Source organism: Thermus thermamylovorans (genome assembly GCF_004307015.1).
Lineage (GTDB): Bacteria > Deinococcota > Deinococci > Deinococcales > Thermaceae > Thermus > Thermus thermamylovorans.
In genome coordinates, this window is sequence record NZ_SIJL01000005.1 from 49,566 (window position 1) to 68,740 (window position 19,175).

The 19,175-nt window shown below is 68.8% G+C and carries 14 protein-coding genes; 6 read left to right on the forward strand and 8 right to left on the reverse strand.

Annotation, left to right across the window (positions count from 1 at the left end; all coding sequences use genetic code 11):
* Window positions 1-9 precede the first annotated feature (9 nt).
* The 3 genes from ETP66_RS05080 (at window position 10) to ETP66_RS05090 (ending at window position 3,836) form a co-directional block, all read left to right on the forward strand.
* On the forward strand, window positions 10-957 hold the full coding sequence (locus ETP66_RS05080; RefSeq protein WP_130841240.1) for a threonine/serine dehydratase family protein: 948 nt from the start codon (window positions 10-12) through the stop codon (window positions 955-957).
* 86 nt (window positions 958-1,043) lie between these two features.
* On the forward strand, window positions 1,044-2,195 hold the full coding sequence (locus tag ETP66_RS05085; protein ID WP_236630098.1) for an ATP-binding protein: 1,152 nt from the start codon (window positions 1,044-1,046) through the stop codon (window positions 2,193-2,195).
* Between the two features lie 9 nt (window positions 2,196-2,204).
* Complete coding sequence (locus tag ETP66_RS05090; protein ID WP_130841242.1) at window positions 2,205-3,836, forward strand: formate--tetrahydrofolate ligase; 1,632 nt, start codon at window positions 2,205-2,207, stop codon at window positions 3,834-3,836.
* A 90-nt stretch (window positions 3,837-3,926) separates the two neighbouring features.
* On the opposite strand, the gene carA is transcribed toward ETP66_RS05090, so the two are convergent.
* The 4 genes from carA to ETP66_RS05110 are packed head-to-tail and all read right to left on the reverse strand — an operon-like array spanning window position 3,927 to window position 8,264.
* Window positions 3,927-5,105 (reverse strand): glutamine-hydrolyzing carbamoyl-phosphate synthase small subunit, encoded by a 1,179-nt coding sequence (gene carA, locus ETP66_RS05095; RefSeq protein ID WP_130841244.1) that lies wholly within the window; start codon window positions 5,103-5,105, stop codon window positions 3,927-3,929.
* A 1-nt stretch (window position 5,106) separates the two neighbouring features.
* Entirely contained in the window at window positions 5,107-5,640 is a 534-nt protein-coding gene (locus ETP66_RS05100; RefSeq protein ID WP_130841471.1) for an N-acetyltransferase, read from the reverse strand.
* A 1-nt stretch (window position 5,641) separates the two neighbouring features.
* A complete protein-coding gene (gene argH, locus ETP66_RS05105) occupies window positions 5,642-7,030 on the reverse strand; it encodes an argininosuccinate lyase (RefSeq protein ID WP_130841246.1) in 1,389 nt (462 codons plus the stop codon).
* Window positions 7,020-8,264, reverse strand: a complete 1,245-nt coding sequence (locus tag ETP66_RS05110; RefSeq protein WP_130841247.1) for an argininosuccinate synthase — start codon at window positions 8,262-8,264, stop codon at window positions 7,020-7,022. The genes argH and ETP66_RS05110 overlap by 11 nt, the downstream gene beginning before the upstream one ends.
* Window positions 8,265-8,555: 291 nt before the next feature.
* Between ETP66_RS05110 and ETP66_RS12495 the strand changes: the two genes are divergently transcribed.
* Complete coding sequence (locus ETP66_RS12495; RefSeq protein WP_330848612.1) at window positions 8,556-11,165, forward strand: S8 family serine peptidase; 2,610 nt, start codon at window positions 8,556-8,558, stop codon at window positions 11,163-11,165.
* Between the two features lie 58 nt (window positions 11,166-11,223).
* Here the strand turns inward: ETP66_RS12495 and lpdA are convergent, their stop codons facing one another.
* From lpdA to ETP66_RS05130, 3 genes are read right to left on the reverse strand one after another with little or no spacing between them, the layout of a single operon-like run.
* On the reverse strand, window positions 11,224-12,597 hold the full coding sequence (gene lpdA, locus ETP66_RS05120; RefSeq protein WP_130841249.1) for a dihydrolipoyl dehydrogenase: 1,374 nt from the start codon (window positions 12,595-12,597) through the stop codon (window positions 11,224-11,226).
* A 1-nt stretch (window position 12,598) separates the two neighbouring features.
* Entirely contained in the window at window positions 12,599-13,783 is a 1,185-nt protein-coding gene (odhB, locus tag ETP66_RS05125; protein ID WP_130841251.1) for a 2-oxoglutarate dehydrogenase complex dihydrolipoyllysine-residue succinyltransferase, read from the reverse strand.
* 11 nt (window positions 13,784-13,794) lie between these two features.
* Window positions 13,795-16,491, reverse strand: a complete 2,697-nt coding sequence (locus tag ETP66_RS05130; RefSeq protein ID WP_130841473.1) for a 2-oxoglutarate dehydrogenase E1 component — start codon at window positions 16,489-16,491, stop codon at window positions 13,795-13,797.
* Between the two features lie 94 nt (window positions 16,492-16,585).
* Here ETP66_RS05130 and ETP66_RS05135 point away from each other — a divergent pair, with 94 nt between their 5' ends.
* Entirely contained in the window at window positions 16,586-17,350 is a 765-nt protein-coding gene (locus tag ETP66_RS05135; RefSeq protein ID WP_130841253.1) for an enoyl-CoA hydratase/isomerase family protein, read from the forward strand.
* Window positions 17,347-17,922 (forward strand): Holliday junction branch migration protein RuvA, encoded by a 576-nt coding sequence (ruvA, locus tag ETP66_RS05140; RefSeq protein ID WP_130841255.1) that lies wholly within the window; start codon window positions 17,347-17,349, stop codon window positions 17,920-17,922. Before ETP66_RS05135 ends, ruvA begins: the two co-directional genes overlap by 4 nt.
* A 2-nt stretch (window positions 17,923-17,924) precedes the next feature.
* On the opposite strand, the gene ETP66_RS05145 is transcribed toward ruvA, so the two are convergent.
* Window positions 17,925-19,175: an ABC transporter permease gene (locus tag ETP66_RS05145; RefSeq protein ID WP_130841257.1), complete on the reverse strand. Its 1,251-nt coding sequence runs from the start codon at window positions 19,173-19,175 to the stop codon at window positions 17,925-17,927.

Consider the following 19,175-nt stretch of genomic DNA (forward strand, 5'->3'; position numbering starts at 1 on the left):
GATGGGGGCATGGACCTGGCCGAGATCCACGCCGCCTACCGGCGCATCCGCCCGTACATCCACCCTACGCCCCTCCTCACCTCGAGGCTCCTGGACAACCTCTTGGGGAAGCGCCTCCTCCTCAAGGCCGAGCACCTGCAAAAGACCGGGAGCTTCAAGGCCCGGGGAGCGCTGGCCAAGGCCCTCACCCTGGAAAACCCTAAGGGACTCCTAGCGGTCTCTAGCGGCAACCACGCCCAAGGAGTGGCCTACGCCGCCCAGGTCCTGGGGGTGAAAGCCCTCATCGTCATGCCCGAGGACGCGAGCCCCCTCAAGAAGCAGGCCGCCCGGGCTTACGGGGCGGAGGTGGTGGACCAGGGGGTCAGGGTGGAAAACCGGGAGGAGGTGGCAAAAGCCCTCCAGGAGGAAACCGGCTACGCCTTCCTCCACCCCTTTGACGACCCCCTGGTGGTGGCCGGGCAGGGCACCGCGGGGTTGGAGCTCATGGCCCAGGCCGCGGGGCTCGGGGTCTTCCCCGAAGCGGTCCTGGTCCCCGTGGGGGGAGGGGGGCTCCTCGCCGGGGTGGCCACCGCGGTGAAGGCCCTCTCCCCCACCACCCTCGTCTTGGGGGTGGAGCCCGAGGGCGCGGACGACGCCAAAAGGAGCCTGGAACGGGGGGAGATCGTGCGCCTGCCCGAGGCCCCCAGGACCCGGGCGGACGGGGTCAGGACCCTGGCCTTGGGACGGCACACCTTCCCCATCCTCCAGAGGCGGGTGGACGCCATCCTCGCGGTGAGCGAGGAGGCCATCCTCGAGGCCGAGCGCCTCCTCTTCACCCGCACCAAGCAGGTGGTGGAGCCCACCGGGGCCCTGCCCCTGGCGGCGGTGCTGGAGCACGGGGATAGGCTTCCCGGGACGCTGGCCCTCCTCCTTTCGGGGGGTAACCGCGGGTTTTGCCCCTCGCCGGGCGATTTTTAACCTTGAAAATCAGGCATCGTGATGCTAGATTTTCAAGCATGATTACCCGTCGCCTCCAACCTCTCCTGGAGGAGCGTTTACGCCAAGTGCCGGTAGTGGTGCTCACCGGGGCCAGGCAAGTGGGCAAAACCACCCTGGCCCTCGAGGTGGGGAAAAAGCTTGACGCTCACTACCTGGATCTGGAATCGGATAGGGATAGAGCCAAGCTTTCGGCGGCTGAGCTTTACCTGGAAGGCTATCTGGACCGCCTGGTCATCCTGGACGAGGTGCATCGGATGCCCGAGCTCTTCCCTCTGCTCCGAAGCTTGGTGGACCGGGCAAGGCGGGCGGGAAGGAAATCGGGCCTCTACCTTCTTTTGGGGTCCGTATCCCCCGAGGTATCCCGGCAGGCAGGGGAAAGTTTGGCGGGACGCGCCAGTTACCTGGAGCTTACCCCCCTAGACCCCCTGGAGGTGACAGAAGGGCTGGAGCGCCTTTGGCTCCGAGGAGGATTCCCCGAAAGCTTCCTGGCTCCCAACGACGGAGAGAGCCTTCGCTGGCGCCAAGACTTTCTCCGCACCTATTTGGAAAGGGAAATCCCCGCCTTAGGGGGAAGGCTGCCCGCGGAAACCCTGCGCCGTCTTCTCACCATGCTGGCCCATCTCCAGGGGGAAACCCTCAACCTCTCCCGCCTGGCGGGGAGCCTTGGGCTGGACGGCAGAACCGTAAGCCGCTATTTGGACTATCTGGTAGACCTTTACCTCCTAAGGCGGCTTCCCCCTTACGGGGCCAACGTGGGCAAGCGCCTGGTGAAAAGCCCCAAGCTCTACCTGCGGGATAGCGGCCTAGTCCACGCCCTCCTCGGTATCGGCAACTGGGAAACCCTTCTGGGGCATCCCGTGGTGGGCGCCAGCTGGGAGGGGTTTGTGGTGGAAAACCTGCTCCGAGTGGCCCCCGAGGGCGCGCTAGGGTTCTTCTACCGCACCCATGCAGGAGCGGAGATCGACCTTTTGTTGGTCTTTCCCTCAGGGAACCTTTGGGCTGTGGAGGTAAAACGCAGCCTAGAACCCAAACCCTCCCGGGGCTTCCATCAAGCCCTGGCGGATCTTAAGCCCCAAGCGGCTTTCGTGGTCTATCCGGGGGAGGAAACCTACCCCGTTACCCCTGAGGTCCAGGCCATCCCCCTGCCCCAGCTGATGCAAAGGCTTTGGCACCTGGGCCCCCAGGGCGGGACTTCTTTCCCTGGGAAGGAGGGGTAAGCTTACCCCGTGATCGTCAAGGAAGCGCTTCTACCCATCGAGGAAGTGGCGGCCAAGCTGGGATTGGGCAAGGATCGGCTCTACCCCTACGGCCCCCACATGGCCAAGGTGTTGGGGGAGCCCCCGAAGGCCAAGGGGCGGCTCATCCTGGTCACCGCCATCACCCCCACCCCGGCGGGAGAGGGCAAGACCACCACCGCCATCGGCCTGGTGGACGCCCTGTGGCGGCTGGGGAAGAAGGCGGCCTTGGCCCTACGGGAGCCCTCTCTGGGCCCGGTTTTCGGGGTGAAGGGCGGGGCCACGGGGGGCGGCCGGGCCCGGGTGGAGCCCCGGCACGAGATCAACCTCCACTTCACCGGGGACTTCCACGCGGTGACCAGCGCGGTGAACCTCCTGAACGCCCTTTTGGACAACCACATCCACCAGGGGAACGCCCTCGGGATTGACCCCCGGCGCATCGAGCTCAAGAGGGCCATCGACATGAACGACCGGGCCCTGCGGCACATCGTCCTGGGCCTAGGGGGGAAGGCCCACGGGGTGCCGCGGGAGGGAAGCTTTGAGCTCACCGTGGCCAGCGAGGTCATGGCCCTCATGGCCCTCTCCCGGGACTTCAAGGACCTGAAGCGCCGCCTGGGCAAGATGCGCGTGGGCTTCACCTACGAGGGCCGGCCCGTCTACGCCGAGGACCTGGGGGCGGTGGGGGCCATGGCCGCCCTCCTCAGGCAGGCCTTCCTCCCCAACCTGGTGCAGACCGCGGAGGGGAACCCGGCCTTCGTCCACATGGGGCCCTTCGGCAACATCGCCCACGGCACCAACTCCCTGGGGGCAAGCCTCTTTGCCTTAGGCCTCGCGGACTACGTGGTGCAGGAGGCGGGCTTCGCCACGGATCTGGGCCTGGAGAAGTTCATGAACGTGGTGGCCCGCACGGGGGGGCTAAAGCCGGAAGCGGTGGTCCTGGTGGCCACCCTGCGGGCCCTCCGCTACCACGGGGGGCAGGACGCCTACGAGATGCCGGACGTGGAGGCGGTGCGGCGGGGCCTGGCCAACCTGGAAAAGCACGTGGAGAACGTGGAGCTTTTCGGCTATAAGCCCGTGATCGCCCTAAACCGCTTCCCCACGGACGCCCTCGAGGAGATCGCTTTGGTGCGCGCCTTTGCCGAGGAGCGGGGCCTGCCCTTTGCCGTGAGCGAGGTCTACGCCAGGGGCGGGGAAGGGGGGTTGGAGCTGGCGGAACAGGTGCTGCGCGCCCTGGAGCTTCCCCACGCCTACCGCCCCCTTTACCCCCTGGAGATGCCCCTCGAGGCCAAGGTGGAAACCATCGCCACCCGCATCTACGGGGCGGAGGGGGTGGAGTGGAGCGAGGAGGCCAAAAGGGCCCTCAAGGCCGCCAAGAAGGAGGGGTGCGAGGCCCTCCCCGTGGTCATGGCCAAGGCCGCCACCTCCCTCTCCGACAACCCCAGGCTCCGGGGAAGGCCCCTAGGCTTCAGGGTGCGGGTCACGGACCTCCGCTGCCGCTTGGGGGCAGGGTTCGTGGTGGTCTACATGGGCGGGATCGAAACCCTCCCCGGCCTCCCCAGGGTGCCCCAGGCCCTGGGGATCGACGTGGACGAGGAGGGAAACATCCGGGGGATGGACTACTGAGGCCACCCCACCTTGGCTTGCGCCAAGGTGGGGGCCCCGGCCAACCCAGGGCTTCAGGGCCGCCGCCGTGGCTTGCGCCGCGGAGGGCGTCTAGATCCCGTGCCCGTCCGCCCTCTGCTTCTCCACCGGGAGCCCGGTAACCCCGTGGAAGGCCTCCACCTCCTCCAGGAAGCGGCGGAAGAGGTAGAGGGCGTCGTGGGGCCCGGGGGCAGCCTCCGGGTGGTACTGCACGGAGAAGACGGGGTAGCGGGCGTGGGCCATGCCCTCGAGGGTCCCGTCGTTGAGGTTGATGTGGGTGGGCTTGAACTCCCTCAGGGAGTCGATGTCCACCGCATAGCCGTGGTTTTGGCTGGTGATCTCCACCTTCCCCGTGAGGAGGTTCTTCACCGGGTGGTTGGCCCCCCGGTGGCCGAACTTCATCTTGTAGGTGCGCCCCCCCGCGGCCAGGGCCAGAAGCTGGTGCCCCAGGCAGATGCCGAAGGTGGGAAGTAGCCCCATGAGCTTCCAGATGGTCTCGTGGGCGTAGCGGGGCATGGAGGGGTCCCCGGGGCCGTTGCTGATGAGAAGGCCATGGGGCTCCAGGGCCATGATCTGGCTCGCGGGGGTCTTACCCGGCACCACCAGGATCTCAAACCCCTGGGCGGCCAGGTTCTCCACGATGGCGTGCTTGATGCCGAAGTCCATGACCACGATGCGCCGCCCCGAACGCAGGGTGGGCCAGGCGTAGGGCAGGGGGGTGGAGACCTCCGGGGTCATGTCCCGCCCGTCGATGTCCGTCCAGGCCTTGGCCTCCTGGCGTAGGGCCAAAAGCTCCTCGGGGGTGAAGGCGTGGTCCGGGCTCCCATAGAGGGAGGCGTGGGCGATGGCCCCCTTCAGCACCCCCCCCTCGCGGATCTTGCGCACCAGGGCCCGGGTGTCGATCCCCTCGATCCCCACCACCCCGTAGAACTCCATGAACTCCCCTAGGGTCTGCTGGGCCCTGGGGTTGGAGGCCACCCGGCTGAATTCTTTGGCCACGAAGCCCTTCACCCAGGGGCGGTTGGACTGCATGTCGTAGACGTTCACCCCGTAGTTGCCCTGGTGGGGGTAGGTCATGACCACGATCTGCCCGTGGTAGCTGGGGTCGGTCATGATCTCCTGGTAGCCGGTCTGGGCGGTGTTGAAGACCACCTCCCCCACCGTCTTCCCCCGGGCCCCGAAGGCGTAGCCCCGGTAGACGGTGCCGTCCTCCAGGACCAAAACCGCGCGCTCCTTCGCCATCCCACCCATCTTAGCTTCCAAAGGCCCCTGGGGAAAGCCCCTTGATGACGGCGATCTCCCGGCAGTTCTCGTAGAAGGGGCAGGCGTTGCACTCGCTCCACACCTTGGGGGGGAGGGCCTCCCGGGTGGTCACCTGGTAACCCAAGGAGCGGAAAAAGCCCACCTGCAGGGTCCAGGCGAAGACCCGGGGCAGGCCCAGGTCCCGGGCCTCCCGCTCCGCCCCCAAAACCAGCCAGCGCCCCAGGCCCTCCCCCTGCCTCCCGGGGTGCACCGCCAGGCCCCGGATCTCCGCCAGGTCCCGCCAGAGGACGTGCAGGGCCACGGTGCCCACGATGTGCCCGTCCTCGTCCTCGAGGACCTGGAAGTCGCGGATGTTCTCGTAGAGGTGGCTGTGGCTCCTGACCAGCATGAGCCCCTTCTCCGCCCAGTATCGGATGAGCCAGTAGATGGCGTCCACGTCGGAAAGCCTGGCCTTCCTGAGCTCCACCGCCGCCTGGGGGCGCACCTCCGGCAGGGCCACCGGGGAAAGCTCCAGTCCCTTCACCTCAGTCAAGGCCCACCTCCTTCTTGGCCTCCAGAAGCCTTTCCCGCACCGCCTCGGGGGCCGTGCCCCCAAAGGAATGGCGGCGGTGGATGGCGGTTTCCAGCCGGAGGAGGGGCAGGGCGTCCTCGGCGAAGAGGGGGTGGTGGGCCTTGAGCTCCTCCAGGGCCAGGTCCTTCAAGGCCCTTCCCTCCTCCGCCAGCCTCCGCACCAGGCGGCCCACCACGTGGTGGGCTTCCCGGAAGGGAAGCCCCTTCGCCGCCAGGTAGTCGGCGAGCTCCGTGGCCAGGGCATAGCCCTCCTCCGCCGCCCGCCCCATCCTCTCCCGCCGCCACCTGAGCCCGGGAAGAAGGGCGGCGAGGAGCTTAAGGCTATCCCGGTAGGTGGCGAGGGCATCCAAAAGGGGTTCCTTGTCCTCCTGCAGGTCCTTGTTGTAGGCGAGGGGCAGGCCCTTCACCACCGCTGAGAGCGCCACCAAGGCCCCCAGGACCCGCCCCGCCTTGGCCCGGATGAGCTCCAGGATGTCCGGGTTCTTCTTCTGGGGCATGATGGAGCTTCCGGTGGCGAAGGCGTCCGGCACCTCCACGAAGCCGAACTCCTCGGTGCTGTAGAGGATAAGCTCCTCCGCCATCCGGGAGAGGTGGAGCATGCCGATGTTGAGGGCGGAGAGGACCTCGAGGGCGAAGTCCCGGCTGGCCACCGCGTCCAGGGAGTTGCGCATGGGCCTGGTGAAGCCAAGCTCCCTGGCAGTGTGGTGGCGGTCTATGGGAAAGCCCGTTCCCGCCAGGGCCGCCGCCCCCAGGGGGCTTTCGTTGAGGCGCTCCCTGGCGTCCTCGAGCCTCCCCGCGTCCCGGGAAAGCATCTCGTAGTAGGCCAAAAACCAATGGGAAAGCAGGATGGGCTGGGCCCGCTGCAGGTGGGTGTAGCCGGGGAGGACATGGAGGGGCTCCAGGTGCCGCTCGGCCTCTCCCACCAGCACCCGGCGCAACGCCAGGAGGAGGGCCAGAAGCTCGTCGATAGCCCCCCGGAGGAAAAGCCTCAGGTCCGTGGCCACCTGGTCGTTGCGGCTACGGGCGGTGTGGAGCTTGCCCCCAGGAGGGCCGATGAGCTCCGTGAGGCGGGCCTCCAGGTTCATGTGCACGTCCTCAAGCGCCTCCCGCCAGGGGAAGGTGCCCGCCTGGATCTCCTCCTCAATCCGGTCCAGGCCCTCGAGGATGGCCCTTAGCTCCTCCTCTGTGAGGAGGCCCACCTCGTGGAGCATCCGGGCGTGGACCCGGTTCTGCCAGAGGTCCTCCCGCCAGAGGGCCTGGTCAAAGGAAAGGGAGGCGTTGAAGCGGGCCGCAAGCGCATCCGGCCCCTCGGCGAAGCGGCCCCCCCAGGTCCTATGGGCCATAGGGCTCCCCCTCCTTTGGGGTCCCCGAGAGGGCTTTGCCCTCTTGGGGCCTTTCCGCCATGGCCCGCACCCTAAGGCGCAGAGCGTGGATCCGGATGAAGCCCTCGGCGTCCTTCTGGTCGTAGCCCCCCAGCTCGTCAAAGGAGACCAGGTCCTTCTGGTAGAGGCTCTTGAAGGCTTTGCGCCCCACCACGTAGACGTTCCCCTTGTAGAGCTTGAGCCTTGCCACCCCGGTGACCGCCTGGGCCACGTGGTCAAAGTAGGCCTGGAGGGCCTCCCGCTCGGGGGCGTACCAGAAGCCGTAGTAGACGAGCTCCGCGTACTTGGGGGCGAGCTGGTCCCGCTGGTGGAGCACCTCCCGGTCCAGGGTGAGGCTTTCCACCGCCCGCCGGGCGTGGTAAAGGAGGGTCCCTCCCGGGGTCTCGTAGACCCCGCGGGACTTCATGCCCACAAAGCGGTTTTCCACCAGGTCCACCCGGCCCACCCCGTGCCGGCCCCCGATCCCGTTGAGCCTCTGCAGAAGGGCCGCCGGGGAAAGCCTCTCCCCGTTCACCGCCACCGGATCCCCCCCTTCAAACGCCACCTCCACGTACTCCGGGGCGTCGGGGGCCTCCTCGGGGTCCAGGGTCATGCGGAACATCCCCTTGGGGGGCTCGGCCCAGGGGTCTTCCAGCACCCCCCCTTCGTAGGAAATATGCAGGAGGTTGGCGTCCATGGAGTAGGGCTTCTCCTGGGTCACGGGCACGGGGATGCCGTGGGCCTCCGCGTAGGCGATCATCTCCTGCCGGCCCTTGAAGTGCCACTCCCGCCAGGGGGCGATGACCCGGATGTCCGGCTTCAGGGCGTAGGCGGTGAGCTCAAAGCGCACCTGGTCGTTGCCCTTGCCCGTGGCCCCGTGGGCGACGGCCTCGGCTCCCTCCTCCTCGGCGATCCGCACCAGGTACTTGGCGATGAGGGGCCGGGCGATGGCGGTGCCCAGGAGGTAGTACCCCTCGTACACCGCTCCCGCGCGGAACATGGGGAAGACAAAGTCCCGCACGAACTCTTCCTTCAGGTCCAGGGCGATGGCCTTGGAAGCCCCGGTCCTGAGGGCCTTTTCCCGGGCCTCCTCCACCTCCTCCCCCTGGCCGATGTCCGCGGTGAAGGCGATGACCTCGGCCCCGTAGGTTTCCTTGAGCCACTTGAGGATGATGCTGGTGTCCAGCCCGCCGGAGTATGCCAGGACGATCTTCATGCCAACCCCTAGTCTAGCCCCTCGAGGGGCATGCATAAGTTTACACGAAGGGCCCGCCAGCCTGCCGTAAGCTGGCCGGGTCTTCGCCAATTCCCAGGCCGCAGGAGCATAAAAGCCCGGTTGACAGGGAGCCGGGGCATCCCCTTAGACTGACCCTTAGGTCAGCCAGGAGAAAGGGGGTGGGAACAAGGCCCGGAAAACCCTGTTGTGAAACTTCCTTCTGGAGATAAGGACCCCAGGCACGCGGAATTTGGTTCCAAGGTTTCTTGCCCCAGGCAAGTGGAGGATTGCATGCGCATTTGGAAGGCTATTGGCCTACTTGGCCTCCTGGCCCTTTTGGCCTCCTGCGCCAACCTGCAACAAGGCCAGAAGCAAAGGGAACCGGTACAGACCCTCACCACCCAAGCAGGCGCTCTGGGCGGGGAGATGGTGGACGAGACCCCTGCCCTCTGGTTCGTAGAGCTTTCCGGGCCCCCGGTCATCGAAGGGGGCAATCCGGCGGCCATCGCCCAGGAGCGGGCCAACTTCCGGGCCCTGGCCCGGGCCAATGGGATACCCTTCCGGGAGAGGCTGGAGTTCGCTGAGCTTTGGAACGGCCTCTCCGTGGAGGCCACCCCTGCCCAAGCAGCCAAGCTCCGGGCCCTTCCCGGGGTGCGGGCCGTCTGGCCGGTGGTGGCAGTACCCATTCCCCAAGCGATGGAAGGAGGGACGGCCCCTGAGCTATTCACTGCCCTCACCCAGACCCAGGCGGACCTGGTGCAGAGCGAACTCGGCCTCACCGGCAGGGGGGTGCGGGTGGCGATTATCGACACGGGCATTGACCTGGACCACCCTGACCTGGCAGGGCGCATCGTGGCCGGGTGGGACTTCGTGGGGGATGACTTCAATGCGGGCAGCCCCGACCCCGAGCGGCGGATCCCTAGGCCTGACCCCATCCCCAACGATTGCAACGGCCACGGGACCCACGTGGCGGGCATCGTGGGGGCCAACGGCCGGGTGAAGGGGGTGGCCCCGGAGGTTCTCTTTGGGGCTTACAAGGTCTTCGGCTGCGAGGGCTCCACCACGGCGGACATCATCCTGGCCGCCTTGGAGATGGCCTGGAAGGACCGCATGGACGTGGTGAACATGAGCCTGGGAGCGGCCTTCCTCTGGCCCCAGTACCCCACGGCCGTGGCCTCGGACCGGCTGGTGACCCGCGGGGTGGTGGTAGTAGCCTCTGCGGGGAACAGTGGGGCAGCTGGTACCTTCTCCATGAGCGCTCCCGGGGTAGGGAGCAAGGTCATCGGGGTGGGCTCTTTTGACAACATCGCCGTCACTTTGAGCACTTTCACCCTCTCCCCCGACGGCCAACCCATCGGCTACTCCCCGGCCGCGGCCGCCCCACCCCCTCCCACCTCAGGGAGCCTCCCCATCCAGGCCACCGGAACCCCTACTGCTACCGCCGATGCGTGCAGCCCCCTGCCCGCGGGGAGCCTCGAGGGGCACGCGGCCCTCATCCGCCGGGGTGGGTGTACTTTTTACACCAAGGCCAAGAACGCTGAGGCTGCGGGCGCGGCGGCAGTTATCCTTTACAACAACGTTCCGGGCCGCTTCTCCGCCACCGTGGCCGGCACACCCCCGGTGAACATCCCCGTGGTGACCATCTCCGACGCCGATGGGGTTCTCATCTACAACCGCTTGCAGCAACTGGGGGCAGTCACCCTCACCTGGACCGACCAGGTGGGTTCCTTCCCCAACCCCACGGGGAACCTGGTGAGCAGCTTTAGCTCCTTTGGCCTCTCCCCGGACCTGGCCTTGAAGCCCGACCTGGGGGCCCCGGGCGGCCTCATCTACTCCACCTACCCGCGGCACCTGGGCGGGTACGCCACCCTAAGCGGTACCTCCATGGCCGCTCCCCATGTGGCCGGGACCGTGGCCCTTTACCTACAGGCCAACCCCCGGGCCCGGCCCGAAGAGGTACAGGCCGCCCTGATGAACAGCGCCAAGCCCCAGCGCCTCTCCGTAGCCCCCGCCACTGGCCTCCTCGAGGTCACCCACCGCCAAGGCGCGGGGATGGTCCAGATCCTGGATGCCCTCCAAAGCCCCTTGCGGGTAAGCCCTCCCAAGCTGAGCCTGGGGGAAGTGGAAAGGGGTTCAGCCTACGCGGCCATCACCCTTACCCATAAGGGCCCTGGCTTCGCCACCTACACCCTGAGCCACCAACCGGCCCCTGCTACCCGGGGCACCTTCACCGTAACGTACTTCAACGCGCCTTCCACCGTGGAGTTCGCCCCGGCCACCCTGACCCTGGCCCCCGGCCAATCGGCCACGGTGGGGGTCACCATCACCCCCAACCCTGGGTTGGCGGACGGGAGCGTCTTCGGAGGGTACCTCGTGATCACCGACGAGGAGGGCCGGGTGGTGGCCCGCGTGCCCTACGGGGGCTACAAAGGGGACTACCAAGCCATTAGGGTCTTGGAGCCCACGCCCTTCGGCTTCCCCTGGTTGGCCCGGCTGGAGGGCGGCACCTACGTTCGCCTCACCGACCCCGCCACCTTCAGCCTGCAGGAGGGGGACATCCCCTACTTCCTGGTCCACCTGGCCCACCAGGCCCAGAAGCTGGAGATGGAGATCCTGGAGGCCAGGACCCGCAGGCCCGTACACCCCGTCTTCAACAAGTTCGTGGACCTGGAGTACCTGCCCCGGAACTCCTCCTCCACCGGTTTCTTCGCCTTCGCCTGGGACGGGCGGCGTATTCACAGCAATATGGACCGGGGCCAGGGTCCTAATACCTTCCTCCGCGAAGTGCCTAACGGGGACTACATCGTGCGCATCCGGGTGCTGAAGGCCTTGGGGGATCCCAACAATCCCCGGCACTGGGAAACCTGGGAGTCCCCCGTAATCACCCTGGCTAGGCCCTAGACGGACCATTGGGAAAGGGCCCGCCCCAGGGGCGGGCCCTTTTGTGCTTGGGAAAGGCCTAAAGGTGGATGGGCCGCTCCCAGGCCCCCAGGGCCGCCTCCTTGAGGATCTCGGAGAGGGAGGGGTGGGCGTGGGGGGCCCGGCCTACGTCCTCGGCGCTGGCCTTGAAGAAGAGGGCCAGGGCGGCCTCGGCCAGGACGTCCCCCACCCGGGCCCCGATCCCGTGGACCCCCAGGATGCGGTCCGTCTGGGCGTGGGCCAGGACCTTAACGAAGCCCTCGGTCTCCCCCATGGCCCGGGCGCGGCCCGAAGCGGAGTAGGGGAACTTCCCCACTTTATAGGGGATGCCCTGCGCTTTTAGCTCCTCCTCGGTGTACCCCACCCCGGCCACCTCGGGGTGGGTGTAGACCACGCTGGGGATGGCCAAATAGTCCACGTGGCCATAGCCCCGCACCATGTGCTCCACCGCGGCGATGCCCTCCTCGCTAGCCTTGTGGGCCAGCATGGGGCCCCGCACCACGTCCCCGATGGCGTAGATGTGGGGCACCTGGGTGCGGAGGTGCTCGTCCACGGGGATGCGGCCCCGCTCGTCGGTGGCCAGCCCAGCGTTTTCCAGGGAAAGCCCCTCGGTGTAGGGCCTGCGACCCACGGCCAGGAGAACCCGGTCCGCCTCGAGGACCTCGCCCCCCTCCAGCTCCACCCGGGCCCCCTTCCCCTCGGGGCGCACCGCCTGTACCCTCACCCGGGTGCGGATCTCCAGCCCCTCCTTGCGGAAGACCCGCTCCGCCGCCCGGGAAAGCTCGGCGTCCATGGTGGGGAGGATGCGGTCCAGGTACTCCAGGACGACCACCTCCGCCCCCAGGCGGTGCCAGACCACCCCGAGCTCGAGGCCGATCACCCCGCCCCCCACCACGATGAGCCTTTCCGGCACCTCGGGGAAGCTCAGGGCCTCGGTGGAGGTCACCACCCGCTCCAAGTCCACCTCCGCCCAGGGGGGAAGGAGGGGGGCGCTTCCCGTGGCGATGAGGATGTAGCGGGCGGAAAGCTCCTCCCCGGTTTCCTCCACCCGCACCTTCCGCTCGGAGAGGAAGCGGGCCGTTCCCTGGTGGCGGGCGATGCCGTTTTTCCGGAAGAGGAACTCGATCCCTTGGGTGTTGGCCCCGACCACCCGGTCCTTGTGGGCCATGAGGGCGGGGAGGTCCAGGGTTAGGCCCTCCACCTTGGCCCCAATGAGGCCCTTCTGGACTTCGTAGATGCGCTCCGTGGTCTCCAGAAGGGCCTTGGAGGGGATGCACCCCACCCGCAGGCAGGTACCCCCTAAGGCCTTTTCCTTCTCCACCACCCCCACCCGCATCCCCAGCTGGGCGGCGCGGATGGCGGCCACGTACCCCCCGGGGCCCGCCCCGATCACCAAAAGGTCGTAGGCCTCCACGTTAGACCTCCAAGAGGAGACGCACCGGGTTTTCCACCAGCTCCTTCACCCGGCGCAGGAAGGTGACCGCCTCCCGGCCGTCCACGATGCGGTGGTCGTAGGAAAGGGCCAGGTACATCATGGGCCTTATCACCACCTGCCCCTCCCGGGCCACGGGCCTTTCCTGGATGGCGTGCATGCCCAGGATGCCCACCTGGGGCGGGTTGAGGAGGGGGGTGGAGTTCAAGGAGCCGTAGACCCCGCCGTTGGTGATGGTGAAGGTGCCCCCCATGAGCTCCTCGGGCTTGAGCTTTCGGCTGCGGGCCCTTTCGGCGAAGTCCGCGATCTGGCGCTCGATCTCGGCGAAGGAAAGCCGGTCGGCGTCCCGCAGGACCGGGACCACGAGGCCCTCCCCACCCCCCACGGCCACCCCGATGTCGTAGTAGCGGTGGTAGAGGATGGCGTTATCGCGGATCTCGGCGTTCAGCTCGGGGATCTCCTTCAGGGCCTGGACCACCGCCTTCACGAAGAAGCTCATGAAGCCAAGCCGTACCCCGTGCTTCTTCTGGAAGGCCTCGCCCAGCTCCTTCCTGAGGGCGATGACCGCGGACATGTCCGCCTCGTTGAAGGTGGTGAGCATGGCCGTGGTCTGCCGGGCCAAAAGGAGCCTTTCGGCGATGCGGCGGCGCAAAGGGGTCATGGGCACCGCCTCGCTCACCCGCCAGGGGCGGTCGGCGGGGGGCTGGGCCGCCGGGGCGGGTGCGGGGGCAGGGGCGGGAGGGGGGGCCGCCTGGGCCTCCAGGTGGCGGAGCACGTCCTCCTTGAGGATGCGCCCCCCCAGGCCCGTGCCCTGGACCGCCTCAGGGGCCACCCCCGCCTCCCGCAGGAGGCGCTCCGCAGCGGGCATGGCCATGGGCTCGGGGGCCTTGGCCGCCTCCGCCGGGGCCTGGGGGGCCGGGGCGGCCGCCTGCGCCCCCGCTTCCAGGAGGGCGATGGCCTCCCCCACCCGGGCCGTCTCCCCGGTGCGCTTCAGGATCTTGGCAAGGGTTCCCGCAAAGGGGGCGGGGAGCTCGAGGGTGGCCTTGTCGGTGATGAGCTCCACCAGGGGCTCGTCCTGGGCAAAGCCCTCCCCTTCCCGCTTCAGCCAAGCGCCCACTTCCACTTCCACGATGGACTCGCCCACGGAGGGCACTTTCAGCTCTTGCACCGCTTACCTCCTCACCGGAAGGCCTCTTCCAAAAGCCTTTCCTGTTCCAGCTTGTGCACCTTGGAGGAGCCCACCGCGGGGCTCGGGGACTCGGGGCGGGCCACCACGCCGAAGGGGTGGCCGTAGATCTCCCCGCAGGTCAGCGAAGCTACGTTGAAGCGGGCGGAGAGGTACCACCAGGCCCCCTGGTTCACCGGCTCCTCCTGGACGTAGACCACCGGGGTCTTCTTGGGGTAGAAGCCCAGGGCCTCCTTAAGCTCGGCCTCGGGGAAGGGGTAGAGGAGTTCCAGCCTTAGGATGGCCACGTCCTCCGCCCCCAGCTCCCGGCGCTTCTGCAGGAGGTCGTAGTAGACCTTGCCCGAGGTGAGGAGGACCTTCCTGGCCCCCTTGACCCTTTCCGGGATCACCTTCTGGAAGCCCCCTTGGGCGAGCTCCTCCAAGGAGGAAACCACCTCGGGGTGGCGGAGGAGGCTTTTGGGGGTCATGACCACCAGGGGCTTGCGCAGGGGGCGCTTCACCTGGCGGCGCAGGAGGTGGAAGAGCTGGGCGGGGGTGGTGGGGTAGGCCACCTGGAGGTTATCCTGGGCCCCCAGTTGCAGGAAGCGCTCCAGGCGGGCGGAGGAGTGCTCGGGGCCCTGGCCCTCGAGGCCGTGGGGCAGGAGGAGGACCAGGCCGGAAAGCCGGTTCCACTTGGCCTCGGCGCTGGCCAGGAACTGGTCGATGTAGACCTGGGCCACGTTGACGAAGTCCCCGAACTGGGCCTCCCAGAGGACGAGGCCCTCGGGGTAGTCCAGGCTGTACCCGTACTCGAAGCCCAGCACCCCGGCCTCGGAGAGGGGGGAGTTATGGATCTCCACCTCCGCCTGCCCCTCGGCCAGGTGCTGCAGGGGGATGTAGGGCCTGCCCGTCTGGTAATCGTAGAGGGCGGCGTGGCGCTGGGTGAAGGTGCCCCTGAGGGCGTCCTGCCCCGTGAGGCGCACCCGGTGCCCCTCCGCCGCCAGGGAGGCGAAGGCCAGGGCCTCCGCCGCCGCCCAGTCCAGGGGGCGCCTTTCCTCGGCCATCTCCAGGCGGGCTTCCAGGAAGCGCTTGAGCTTGGGGTGCACCCCGAAGCCCTCGGGGACGCTGGCCAGGCGCTGCAAGAGGCCCTTCAAGACCTCCTTGGGCACCGCGGTGTCCGCCTCGGGAACCAGGTGGTCCGGCCCCCCCACGTACCCCCGCCAGAGGCCGGAAAGGCCGTGGGGCACCACGGGCCCGGGCTCGGCCTTCACCTGGGCAAAGGCGCTCTCCAGGCGCTCCAGGTAGGCCTCCTGCCAGGCCTTGAGCTCCTCCTCCCCCACCACGCCCTCCCTTAGAAGCCTCTCGGCGTAGACCTTCCAGGGCTCGGGGCGCCTGGCGATGAGGGCGTACATGGGGGCCTGGGTGAAGGTAGGCTCGTCCGTCTCGTTGTGCCCCCGGCGGCGGTAGCCCACCAGGTCGATGACCGCGTCCTTGCCGTAGCGGCTCCTGTACTCCAGGGCCAGGCGCAGGACGAAGAGGAGCTCGTCCACCGCCTCGGCGTTCGCGTGGAAGACGGGGGCCCCCAGCATCTTGGCGATGTCCGTGGGGTAGCGGCAGGAGGTGTACTCCTCGGGGTTGGTGGTGAAGCCCAGCTGGTTGTTGGCCACCACGTGGAGGGTGCCCCCCACCCGGTAACCGGGGAGCCGGGAGAGGTTCAGGGTCTCCTGGACGATCCCCTCCCCGATGAAGGCCGCATCCCCGTGGACCAGGAGGGCCAGGCCCCTCTTCCGCTCCCGGTCGCCGAAGCGGTCCTGCTTGGCCCGAAGCCTCCCCAGGGCCACGGGGTTCACGAACTCCAGGTGGCTGGGGTTGAAGTTGAGAGAGACGTGCACCGGCCCATAGGGGGTGGCGAGGTCGTTGGAGAAGCCCAGGTGGTACTTCACGTCCCCGGCGTAGCCCTCGGGGAAGATCTCCTCGAACTCCAGGAAGATGCGCTCGAAGGGCTTGCCCACCACGTTGGCCAGGACGTTGAGCCGCCCCCGGTGGGCCATGCCGATCACCACCTCCCGCACCCCCAGCCGGGCGGCCTCCTCCACCGCGGAAAGGAGAAGGGGGATGAGGCTTTCCAGGCCCTCCACGCTGAAGGTCTTGGCCCCCAGGTACTTCCGCTGCAGGAAGCCTTCAAAGAGGCTCGCCTGCATGAGCCGCTCCAGCATGCGGCGGCGCACCTCCTTGGGGGGGCGTTCCCAAGGGGCCTCGATGCGGGAAAGGAGCCAGGCCCGCTCCTCGGGCTCCACGTGGGCCACCTCGAAGCCCACCGGCCCCAGGTAGGTCCGCTCCAGGACTTCCAGAAGCGCCCCCAGGGTGGGGGCCCCGAAGAGGGGGGGCAGGGGCCTTTCCCGGTCCTTGGGGCTAAGGCCGTGGGCCTCGAGGGTGAGCGCTTTGGGCCTGGGCCGCTCCCGCCCCAGGGGGTCGATGCGGGCCGCCAGGTGCCCGAGCTCCCGGTAGGCCTGGACCAGGCGCTCCACCTTGAGGAGGAAGCCCAGGTCCAGGGCCTCCGCGGGGGCCACCGGAGGGGGCTCTCGTCGGCCGTCCTCCAGCGCCAGGGCGGAGAAGTAGCGCCGCCACTCCTCGGGCAGGGCGAAGGGATCCTCCAGGTAGGCCCGGTAGAGGGCCTCCAGGTAGCCTTGGCTCTCCAGGGTGAGCTCCATTCCCGCCTCCTCAACCTCAGGAAAGGGGCGCATGCCCCTCCATCTACGCTACACCAAAAGCGGTGTAGGTGCTCCGGGCCCTTACAATGGGGCCATGGTGCTGAAGGAAAGACGGGAAGGCATCCTCCACCTCACCCTGAACCGGCCGGAACGGCTCAACGCCCTCACGGGAGCGCTCCTGGACGAGCTCCACGCCGCCCTAAAGGAGGCGAACGGGGACCCGGAGGTGCGGGCCCTCCTCCTCACCGGGGCGGGGCGGGCCTTTTGTGCGGGGCAGGACCTCGCGGAGTTTGGGGAGCAAAAGCCCGACTACGAGGCCCACCTGCGCCGCTACAACCGGGTGGTGGAGGCCATGGCCGGCCTGGAGAAGCCCCTGGTGGTGGCGGTGAACGGGGCAGCGGCGGGGGCGGGGATGAGCCTGGCCCTTTGGGGGGATTACCGGCTGGCGGCGGAGGAGGCCAGCTTCGCCACCGCCTTCACCCGCATCGGCCTGGTGCCGGACTCGGGGATGAGCTTCCTCCTCCCGCGCCTCGTGGGCCTGGCCAAGGCCCAGGAGCTCCTCCTCCTCTCCCCCAGGCTCTCCGCCAAGGAGGCCCTCTCCCTGGGCCTGGTGCACCGGGTGGTGCCGGGGGAAAGGCTTCTGGAGGAGGCCCTGGCGGTGGCCCGGGAGCTGGCCCAGGGGCCCACCCGGGCCTACGCCCTCACCCGGAAGCTCCTCCTGGAGACCTACCGGCTTTCCCTCACGGAGGCCCTTGCCCTCGAGGCCATCCTCCAGGGGGAGGCGGGCCGCACCCTGGACCACGAGGAGGGGGTAAGGGCCTTCCGGGAAAAACGCCCCCCCCGGTTCCAGGGCCGATGATCCGCTACCTCAGGGGCACCGTGGTGCGCAAGGGGGAGGACCGCTTCCTCCTCCTGGTGGGGGGGGTGGGCTTCCTCCTCCAGGCCCCCCAGCCCTTCCTGCAAGGGCTTCGCGAGGGGCAGGAGGCCGAGGCCTACACCCACCTTCAGCTCCGGGAGGAGGGGCCCCTCCTCTACGGCTTCCCCGACGAGGAGAGCCTCCTCCTCTTTGAGCTCCTCCTCTCCGTGAGCGGGGTGGGGCCCAAGGCGGCCCTCGCCCTCCTCTCCGCCCTGGGGCCCAGGCTCCTGGCCCGGGCCCTGGCGGAAGGGGACCTGAGGCTCCTCACCGCGGCGAGCGGCGTGGGAAAGCGGCTTGCCGAGCGCATCGCCCTGGAGCTCAAGGGCAAGGTGCCCCCCCACCTCCTCACCGGGCAAAAGGTGGAAAGCCAGGCGGCGGAGGAGGCCATCCTGGCCCTGGCCGCCCTGGGCTTCAAGGAGGGCCAGGCCCGGGGGGTGGTGCTGGACCTGCTGGCCAAAAACCCGGGGGCCAAGGCCCAGGAGCTCATCAAGGAGGCCCTGAAGCGGCTCCGGTAGGGCTACTCGTAGCGCAGGGCCTCCACCGGGTCCAGCCGCGCCGCCCGCCAGGCGGGGTAGAGGCCGAAGAAGACCCCCACGAGGACCGCGAAGAGGAAGGCCACGGCCACGCTCAAGGGGGAGAAGACGGGGACCACCCCGATGGCCTGGCCCACCAGGCGGGCCATGAGGAGGCCCAGGCCCACCCCCAGGACCGCACCCCCCACGGAGAGGACCACGGACTCCGCCAGGAACTGGGCCAGGACGTCCCTGGGCCTGGCCCCCAGGGCCTTGCGCACCCCGATCTCCCGGGTCCGCTCGGTGACGGAGACCAGCATGATGTTCATGATGCCGATCCCCCCCACCAGGAGGCTGATGGCCGCCACCCCCCCGAGGAAAAGGGTGAGGAGGAGGGTGGTCTGGTTGACGCTCTCCAGGACCTCCTGCTGGCTGACCACGTAGAAATCGTAAGCCTCGGGGTCGGCCAGGCCCCGCCGCTCGGCCAGCAGGGCCTCGAGGCGGGCCTGGAGGTCCCTGAGGCCCTGGCGGTCCGCCCCCTGGAGGTAGATGGCGTTCACCCGGGGCTCCCCCGGCTCCGGCCGGGCCAGGCGCTGGAAGTAGGTGGAGAGGGGGACCAGGACCTGGCGGTTGGGGTTCCCCGGGCCCTGGACCTCGGGGAGGACCCCGATCACGGTGAAGGGCACCCCCTGGATGCGCAGGCGCTGGCCCAGGGGGTCCTCCTCGGCGAAGAGCTCCTGGGCCAGGGTAGCCCCCAGGACCGCCACCCGCCCCCGCCCCTCCAGGTCCTCCCAGGTGAAGAAGGCCCCCCGCTCGGGGCTGGCGTTGCGCACCCGGGCGAAGTCGGGCCAGGTGCCCACCACCGTAACCCGCTGGTTCAGGGCCCCCTGGCGGACCTGGAAGCTGGCCTGCACCGTGGGGGCCACCCCCACCACCTCCTCGGGGAAGGCCTCCAGGATGGCCCAGGCGTCGGCCAGGGGGAGGTTGGCCGGGCCTCCCCCCCGCACCAGGCCCCCGGTGGAGCCCCGGGGGCCCTGGGCCGGGCCCACGGTGAGGAGGTTGGTGCCCAGCCCCTCCAGGAGGCCCACCACCTGCCGGGTGGTCCCCTGGCCCACCATGGTGAGGGCCACCACCGCCGCCACCCCGATAACCACCCCCAAGGCGGTGAGGGCGGAGCGCAGGGGGTTGGCGGCGATGGCCCGGAGGGCGATGCGCACCACCTCGGGGAAGGCAAGCCCCACCCTGGAGGGCCCCAT

Bases quoted from the DNA above. Each gene is read 5' to 3' on its own strand.
- ETP66_RS05080 (WP_130841240.1), top strand. From the start codon at position 10: ATGGACCTGGCCGAGATCCACGCCGCCTACCGGCGCATCCGCCCGTAC.
- carA (WP_130841244.1), bottom strand. From the start codon at position 5,105: ATGGGTGGGATGGCGAAGGAGCGCGCGGTTTTGGTCCTGGAGGACGGC.
- argH (WP_130841246.1), bottom strand. From the start codon at position 7,030: ATGGCCCATAGGACCTGGGGGGGCCGCTTCGCCGAGGGGCCGGATGCG.
- ETP66_RS05110 (WP_130841247.1), bottom strand. From the start codon at position 8,264: ATGAAGATCGTCCTGGCATACTCCGGCGGGCTGGACACCAGCATCATC.
- ETP66_RS12495 (WP_330848612.1), top strand. From the start codon at position 8,556: ATGCGCATTTGGAAGGCTATTGGCCTACTTGGCCTCCTGGCCCTTTTG.
- ETP66_RS05130 (WP_130841473.1), bottom strand. From the start codon at position 16,491: ATGGAGCTCACCCTGGAGAGCCAAGGCTACCTGGAGGCCCTCTACCGG.
- ETP66_RS05135 (WP_130841253.1), top strand. From the start codon at position 16,586: ATGGTGCTGAAGGAAAGACGGGAAGGCATCCTCCACCTCACCCTGAAC.
- ruvA (WP_130841255.1), top strand. From the start codon at position 17,347: ATGATCCGCTACCTCAGGGGCACCGTGGTGCGCAAGGGGGAGGACCGC.
- ETP66_RS05145 (WP_130841257.1), bottom strand. From the start codon at position 19,175: ATGGGGCCCTCCAGGGTGGGGCTTGCCTTCCCCGAGGTGGTGCGCATC.